Annotated in this window: 8 protein-coding genes; 2 read left to right on the top strand and 6 right to left on the bottom strand. The window is 67.0% G+C overall.

The features are described from left to right. Positions 1 to 896 (bottom strand): ABC transporter substrate-binding protein (locus AB7O82_RS36070; RefSeq protein WP_428621679.1); only part of this gene is annotated, 896 nt, incomplete at its 3' end. Further along, positions 893 to 1,114 carry a hypothetical protein gene (locus AB7O82_RS36075; RefSeq protein ID WP_428553045.1) on the bottom strand — a complete coding sequence of 74 codons (222 nt, stop codon included), beginning with the start codon at positions 1,112 to 1,114 and terminating at the stop codon, positions 893 to 895. The genes AB7O82_RS36075 and AB7O82_RS36070, both read right to left, overlap by 4 nt. A 154-nt stretch (positions 1,115 to 1,268) precedes the next feature. Between AB7O82_RS36075 and AB7O82_RS36080 the strand changes: the two genes are divergently transcribed. Next, complete coding sequence (locus AB7O82_RS36080) at positions 1,269 to 2,276, top strand: NADPH:quinone oxidoreductase family protein (RefSeq protein ID WP_428553048.1); 1,008 nt, start codon at positions 1,269 to 1,271, stop codon at positions 2,274 to 2,276. Positions 2,277 to 2,305: 29 nt separating this feature from the next. Here the strand turns inward: AB7O82_RS36080 and AB7O82_RS36085 are convergent, their stop codons facing one another. The 4 genes from AB7O82_RS36085 to AB7O82_RS36100 form a co-directional block, all read right to left on the bottom strand. Beyond that, complete coding sequence (locus tag AB7O82_RS36085; protein WP_428553051.1) at positions 2,306 to 2,683, bottom strand: hypothetical protein; 378 nt, start codon at positions 2,681 to 2,683, stop codon at positions 2,306 to 2,308. Positions 2,684 to 2,698: 15 nt separating this feature from the next. Further along, positions 2,699 to 3,481, bottom strand: a complete 783-nt coding sequence (locus tag AB7O82_RS36090) for an alpha/beta fold hydrolase (RefSeq protein WP_428621681.1) — start codon at positions 3,479 to 3,481, stop codon at positions 2,699 to 2,701. Then, positions 3,478 to 4,713 (bottom strand): LLM class flavin-dependent oxidoreductase, encoded by a 1,236-nt coding sequence (locus tag AB7O82_RS36095; RefSeq protein ID WP_428553057.1) that lies wholly within the window; start codon positions 4,711 to 4,713, stop codon positions 3,478 to 3,480. The genes AB7O82_RS36090 and AB7O82_RS36095 overlap by 4 nt, the downstream gene beginning before the upstream one ends. A 191-nt stretch (positions 4,714 to 4,904) precedes the next feature. Next, positions 4,905 to 5,735: an enoyl-CoA hydratase/isomerase family protein gene (locus AB7O82_RS36100; protein WP_428621683.1), complete on the bottom strand. Its 831-nt coding sequence runs from the start codon at positions 5,733 to 5,735 to the stop codon at positions 4,905 to 4,907. A 54-nt stretch (positions 5,736 to 5,789) separates the two neighbouring features. Between AB7O82_RS36100 and AB7O82_RS36105 the strand changes: the two genes are divergently transcribed. Beyond that, the gene (locus AB7O82_RS36105; protein ID WP_428553063.1) at positions 5,790 to 6,833 is read left to right on the top strand and encodes a threonine aldolase family protein; all 1,044 of its coding nucleotides are present in this window, start codon (positions 5,790 to 5,792) and stop codon (positions 6,831 to 6,833) included. Position 6,834: the final 1 nt, after the last annotated feature.

Consider the following 6,834-nt stretch of genomic DNA (forward strand, 5'->3'; position numbering starts at 1 on the left):
AGCTGGTATGCGGTCGCCTGCTCGATGGGCAGCAGCGCTGGATCGGCTCCGCGCAGGATCTCGCTCACGTAACGCGCGGACTGGCGCCACACGTCCTCAAAATCCAGCGCATAGGCCAGGAGGGCGCCACCCTGCGCCAACTGCGCGCTTCCGGTCACGGTCGGCAACCGGCGCTCGAGGGCAAGACGGAAAATGGCCTCGCGATGGGTGACAAAGGAGGGGTCCTGCAGCACCAGGGCGCCATCCGCCGACTGCCGGACGGCCCAATCGAAGGCGGCGGGGAACTCCTCCACGGCGTGAATGTCCCTCACGTCGATGCGAACGCCCAGAGCCTGGCTGATATCGCCGAATGCCTTGCGAAACTCGGGGTTGCCTGGATTTGCCGCGTGGAGGAATGCCGCGAACGTCCGCGCTGCGGGCACTGCCTCCTTGAGGAGTTGAAGCTGTTTGCCGAGAAGCTCGACGCCCCGGATCGAGATGCCGGTGATTCGGCCGCCTGGCCGCGCCAAGCTGCGGGCAAATCCCATCAGCTCGGGGTCGGCACTGCCCGCCATGACAATGGGCAGGTCCGGCACCGAGAGGTGGGCAGCCTTCACTGCCGTGGTGCCGGCGGTGACGATCACACGGCTGCCCTCGGTTGCGAGTTCACGGGCCAGATCGGCCAGCCGCTCCGGTTTGGCGGCGGCATAACGAGCGACAAGCCGCATCGTGCTGCCCTCGATCAGGGCATACTTGCCCAGCCCGTCACGGAGCCCCTGCATGTACGGCCGGGACGCCGCCTCGCTCGCATAGCCCAGCACGCCGACGGTCGGCTTGTCGTTCGATTGGCCAAATGCGAGAAGCGGATTCGACCCGACGAGAGCGCCGACAAGGCGAGAAAACCGCCGCCGCCTCATTCGATCACCTCGTCGGCGCGGGCAAGCAGCGGTGGCACGATTGTGAGTTCCAGCGCCCGGGCGGTTTTAAGATTGATGGTCAACTCGGTCGGGATCAGGCCACGTGATCCGCCGGCGGCGAGCAACCCGATCACGGGAAGCGCCTTCTGCTGCGCATGGGCGCCAGGCGGCAAAAGGGCAAATCCAGCAATCGTCGCAGTCAGCGCGCGCCGTCTCATCCACCCCCCAATGGGTCGAGCTCCACAACCTATATGATAACACACGAGGGCGCGACGGCTTTGCAGCAGACCTGCGAGAACCATGGCCGGCGCTCGTGTGCTTTGTGGCTCTTCTCCACTACTCTGCCGCGCGAGCAGTGAGGGAGCGTGGTGCATGAAGGCGATGGTCTGCCGCCGCTGGGGCGAGCCCGAGGATCTGGCGTTCGAGGAGATCGAGCCGGCGCCGCTCGGGGCTGGCCAAGTCAGGATCAGGGTCCAGGCGGCGGGCGTCAGCTTCGCCACCACCCTGGTGATCGCCGGCAAGTACCAGCGGCGGCCGCCCTTCCCGTTTGCGCCGGGCACCGAAGTCTCGGGCACGGTGGTCGAGGTCGACCCGGCCTGCCGGCGACTCCGCGTCGGCGACGAGGTCGTGGCGGTGCTCGACTGGGGCGGGCTCGCCGAGGAAGCCGTCGCCCATGAGGTCAATGTCTTTCCCAAGCCGCGCACCGTGGGCTTCGTCGAGGCGATCCAGCTCGCCATCTCCTACCCGACGTCGGCCGGCGCGCTCACCTGGCCAGCCGTGCTCGACGTCCGGAAGGGCCACACGCTGCTCGTCCACGCGGCGGCCGGCGGCGTCGGCATGGCGGCGGTCGAGATCGGCAAGGTCCTGGGCGCCACCGTGATCGCCACCGCCGGCGGGCCACGTAAGGTCGCGTTCGCGCGGGCGCGCGGCGCCGACCACGTGATCGACTACACGGCGAGCGATTTCCGCGACGAGGTGCTGAAGCTGACGAACGGCCGCGGCGTCGACCGTGTCTACGATCCGGTGGGCGGCGACGTCTTCGCCCAGTCGCTGCGCTGCATGGCGGTCGAGAGCCGCATCTGCCCGATCGGCTTTGCCGGCGGCACCATCCCGCAGATCCCGGCCAATATCCTGCTGGTCAAGACCATCGCCGTGACCGGATTCAACTACGGCTACTACGTCGGCTGGAGCCCGCACGATGCGCGCTTCGAGGAAGCCGATCGCACCTTCGCGCTCATGGAGCGCATCCGCGGCTGGTGCGAGACCGGCCAGTGCCGGCCGCATGTCGATCGGACCTTCAAACTGAAAGAAGCGCCCCAGGCCATGCGGGCGCTTCTCGAACGCGGTGTCACCGGCCGCGTGGCCGTGGTGATGGACTAGTCCCGGTTTTCGGGCTGCCGGTTTCCCGGCTACTGCTTCTTGGTCAGGGCTCCTTCGAACTTGCAGTAGCCGTCGAGCTTGATCTTGGAATCGCCTTCCTTGATCTGGCCGATCACGTCCATGATGCCGCCGCCGCCGACCGTCGCCGCCGTCTTGATGGCGCCGTTCTTGCCGAGCGTGGTCTCGAAATGGCGCTGCGGGCGGCCCTCCTGCTGGAACAGGCCCTTCACCTGGTCGCCCTCGACCGTCACGTCGATCGTCATCTTGTAGGTCGGGCACTTCGAGCTGCCCGGGACGTTCACGCCATAGCCAGTCCACGTGTAGACCGCCTTCGGCGCCTGTGCCTGCGCGGTCGCGCCGAGCAGCAAGCCGACCGCCGCGCCAGCGAAAGCCACAACCTTCATCATCGAAATCTTCTCCCGTCAGAAATGAGCCTTGATCGCCTCGAGCACGGCCTGCGGCTTTTCCTGGCCCACCGCATGGCCGGCGCCGGAGACCTTAACCAATTTCGAGCCGGAAATCGCCTTTTTGAAGGCGTCTCCGTAGACCGGCGGGATCAGCACGTCCTCGTTGCCCCAGACGATCAGGGTGTCGGCGGTTATACGGTAGAGTCGCTGTCCCAATCCCCGGTCGGGGATGGGAAAAAGCAGCTTGCCGGCCATGCCCAGCCGGCGGGCATTCATGACCAGGAACTGCTTCAGGAATTCCGGATCGTCCATGTTGCCGCCGGAGGCCAGCAGCTTCTTGCCGGCCTCGGCATCATGGAACAGCAGGCCGGGCAGCTCGTAGGGCAGCTTGGTGAAGATGTCGACCACGGGATGATCGTCGATCCACAGGCCGGCGGGCGCCAGCAGGCACAGGCGGCAGACCTCGGTGCGGGCGATCGCCGCCATCTCGGCCGCGATCATGCCGCCCATCGAATGGCCGACGACGATCGGCTGCTCGAGCTCGAGGGCGTGCAGGACGTCGAGCGTGTGCAGAGTCACGTCGAGCATGTCGCGCAGATCGTCCTCGCCGGCCGACTGGCCGTAGCCCGGCAGCAGCGGCGCCACGACGCGGTAGTGGCTGGCGAGTGCCGCGATCAGCGTATCGGCCGGCATGTGGCCGCCGGCGCCGTGCAGGAACAGGAGGTCGCGGCCGGCGCCGGCCTCGACGATCTCGATGCGGCGGCCCGACGGTTCGAGCGTGATGAGACGCGACGTCATTCGGCGGCCGTCCGCAGGGCTACGGGCTGGTGCATGGGATGGATCCAGAAGCGGTCGTCATGGTTGTTCCACTCCGGCCACAGATGGCGCAGGTGGGGCATCACCTTCTCGGCGAACAGGCGGGTCGAATGGCGCACCTTGTCGTCGGGCATGTTGCCGACATGCATGAGGCAGAAGATGTTGCCGACGCGCAGGGTCTTGATCAGCTCCTCCATCTGCTGGCGCACGGTCTCGGGCGAGCCGGCGACGACGTAGCGGTTCTCGGTCAGGTCCTTCCACGACATGGTGATGTAGTTGCGCGCCGAGGCCGCGGTGAATTGCGACAGCGCGCCGGTCTGGATGGTCTTGACCGTGCGATAGCCCGGCGCGTCGGCGAAGCCCGGATAGACGTGCAGGCACCTGTTGTAGAAATAGTTGATGTGCGGCCCGTAGAGGCGCTCGGCCTCGGCATCGGTGTCGGCGACGCAGATCACCTGGGCGAAGCCGGCGCGATAGGGCGATTCGTCGACGCCGCGCTCGGCCACCCGCTTCCAGTAGCCTTCCATCAAGAGCTTGGCGCGTAGGTAGCCTGAGTAGCTGAGGTACGAATAGGAATAGGTGTTGTCGAGGCAGAAATCGTAGGTCTCGACCGAGCCGCCGCCGGGAATGAAGACGGGCGGCGCCGGCCGCTGGATCGGCTTGGGCCAGCAATTGACGTAGCGAAGTTTGGTGTAGCGGCCATTGAAGGCGAACGGCTCGTCGGCCGCCCACGCCTTGCGGATCAGGTCGTGCGCCTCGGCGTATTTCTCGCGCGTCAGGGCCGGGATGGTGCCGTAGGCGTAGTTGGTGTCCATCGAGGTGCCGACCGGGAAGCCCGCCACCAGCCGGCCGCCCGACAGCACGTCGAGCATGGCCATCTCCTCGGCCACGCGCAGCGGCGGGTTGTAGAGCGCGATCGAGTTGCCTAGCACGACCAGCGCCGACTTCGAGGTGCGCCGCGTCAGGGTCGCCGCCATGATGTTGGGTGACGGCATCAGGCCGTAGGCGTTGGCGTGATGCTCGTTCACGCCGATGCCGTCGAAGCCCACGCTCTCGGCGAACTCGAGCTGGTCGAGATACTGGTGATAGACGCCGTGGCCGACCTCCGGCTCGTACATCCGATTGGGCAGATCGACCCACACCGACCGGTGCTTCTCGCGGAAGTCGTCCGGCATGTGCGGCCACGGCATGAGATGGAACCAAGTGAACTTCATGGGGTGCTCCCTAGGTGTTCGCTATCGGCCGTGGTCTTCTCACACGCCTCCCCAGCTTCGCTGGGGAGGTGTCCGCGTCATCGCTGACGGAGGGGTCATAGGCCTCAGTCTGAGGCTCATGACCCCTCCGTCGCCGTATGACGGCGACAACTCCCCAGCGAAGCTGGGGAGGGAAATGAGTGTCGTATGCACTACCGCCCCTCGAAGCGCGGCTCACGCTTATCGAGGAAGGCCTTGATGCCCTCCTTCATGTCCTCGGTCTGCATCAACGGCAGGAGCTGCAGGAAGACATGGTGGACGTGCTCGTTGAACGGCTCGTTCCATGCCATGCGCATCATGCGCTTGGCCGCCTGGATGGCGAGCGGCGCATTGGCGGCGATCTCGAGGGCGAGTGCGCGCGCTGCGCCCATCACCTCGGCGTCGGGCGCGACCTTGTTGACCAGGCCCATCTCGAGCGACTGCGCGGCCGTCAGCGTCCGTCCGGTGAAGATCAGCTCGGCCGCCTTGGCCCAACCGAGCAGGCGCGGCAGGTACCAGGTGCCGCCCGACTCCGGCAGCACGCCGCGCCTGGCGTAGGACGCGGCGAGCTTGGCCGACTGCGCCATCACGCGGATGTCGGCGCCCAGCGCCAGGTCGAGGCCGTAGCCTGCCGCCCCGCCGTTCAGCGCGGCGATCACCGGTTTGTCCATGGCGTGCAGCACCGGCGGCGGCGTATTGCGCAGGTCGATGTTGGTGGGTGACGCGCCCGAGCCGACGCTGAGATTGTCGGTGCCCCTGCTCTGGGCCTCGAGATTCAGTCCGGCGCAGAAGGCGCGCCCGTTGCCGGTCAGGATCACCACCCGCACCGCGCGGTCCTCGTTGGCCCGCACCAGCGCCTCGGTGAGCTGCCTGAGCATCGGACCGGAAATCGTGTTCATGCGCTGCGGCGCATTGAGGGTTATGGTGGCGATCGCCCCGTCGACACCATAGAGCAGTTCCTCCGGTATTACCGAAGCTGCGGGCTGGGCCGCAAACTGGCTCATGTTTCCTCCCCTTGGCGAATGCCGCTATGGTGGCGCAGGAGAACCCGACACGCCATGCAAAACCGATTCATCGATCTCTACAGCGACACCAAGACCAAGCCCTCGCCCGGCATGCGAAAGGCAATGGCCGACGCCGAGGTCGGCGACGAGCAGAAGATGGAGGATCCCACCGTCAACCGCTTGCGCGATCGCATCTGCGAGCTTCTGGGCAAGGAGGACTCGGTCTTCCTGCCGAGCGGCACGATGGCCAACCAGATCGCCATCCGCGTCCATTGCCGGCTGGGCGACGAGGTGATCGCCGACCGCACCGCGCACATCATCAACGCCGAGTCCGGCGGCCCCGCCGCCAACTCCGGAGTCATGATCCGCCCGATCGACGGCCCGTCCGGCATCTTCACCGGCGAGCAGGTCAAGGCGGCGCTGCGCGATCCCGACACCCGCAACCACCCGCGATCGCGCATGGTGTCGATCGAGAACACGTCGAACGGCGGCTTCGGCACGGTGTGGCCGCTGGCGACCATGCAGGGCGTCGCCGACGTCGCCCGCGCCGCCGGCGTCGCGCTGCACATGGACGGCGCGCGGCTGTGCAATGCCTCGGTGAAGTCCGGCACCAGGGCCCGCGACTACGCCGCCTGCGTCGACACGCTGTGGCTCGACTACACCAAGGGCCTGGGCGCGCCGGTCGGCGCCAGCCTCGCCGGCCCGAAGGACCTCATCAAGGAGGCGTGGCGGCAGAAGCAGATGCTGGGCGGCTCGATGCGCCAGTCCGGAGTCATCGCTGCGGCGGCGCTCTATGCGCTCGACCACAACTGGGACCGCCTGGCCGAGGATCACGACAACGCGCGCCATCTGTCGGAAGGCCTCGCCAACATCAAGGGCATCGATATCGACGTGCCGCGCATGCAGACCAACCTGGTGTTCTTCGAGATCACCAAGCCCGGGTGGACCTCGGCGCGGCTGGTCGAGGCCTGCCGCGAGCGCGGCGTCGGCATCGGCGCCAACACCGCCACGCGCATCCGCGCCGTCACCCATCTCGACGTCAACCGCAAGGACATCGACACTGCGCTCAAGGTGATCAGCGACGCCCTGGCGGCCTGAT

Origin of the sequence: Reyranella sp. (assembly GCF_050185545.1) — a bacterium.
In the GTDB taxonomy this organism is placed as follows: Bacteria; Pseudomonadota; Alphaproteobacteria; order Reyranellales; family Reyranellaceae; genus Reyranella.

Excerpts from the sequence above, each read along its gene's own strand:
- AB7O82_RS36075 (WP_428553045.1), bottom strand. The coding sequence starts at position 1,114 with ATGAGACGGCGCGCGCTGACTGCGACGATTGCTGGATTTGCCCTTTTG.
- AB7O82_RS36080 (WP_428553048.1), top strand. The coding sequence starts at position 1,269 with ATGAAGGCGATGGTCTGCCGCCGCTGGGGCGAGCCCGAGGATCTGGCG.
- AB7O82_RS36085 (WP_428553051.1), bottom strand. The coding sequence starts at position 2,683 with ATGATGAAGGTTGTGGCTTTCGCTGGCGCGGCGGTCGGCTTGCTGCTC.
- AB7O82_RS36090 (WP_428621681.1), bottom strand. The coding sequence starts at position 3,481 with ATGACGTCGCGTCTCATCACGCTCGAACCGTCGGGCCGCCGCATCGAG.
- AB7O82_RS36095 (WP_428553057.1), bottom strand. The coding sequence starts at position 4,713 with ATGAAGTTCACTTGGTTCCATCTCATGCCGTGGCCGCACATGCCGGAC.
- AB7O82_RS36100 (WP_428621683.1), bottom strand. The coding sequence starts at position 5,735 with ATGAGCCAGTTTGCGGCCCAGCCCGCAGCTTCGGTAATACCGGAGGAA.
- AB7O82_RS36105 (WP_428553063.1), top strand. The coding sequence starts at position 5,790 with ATGCAAAACCGATTCATCGATCTCTACAGCGACACCAAGACCAAGCCC.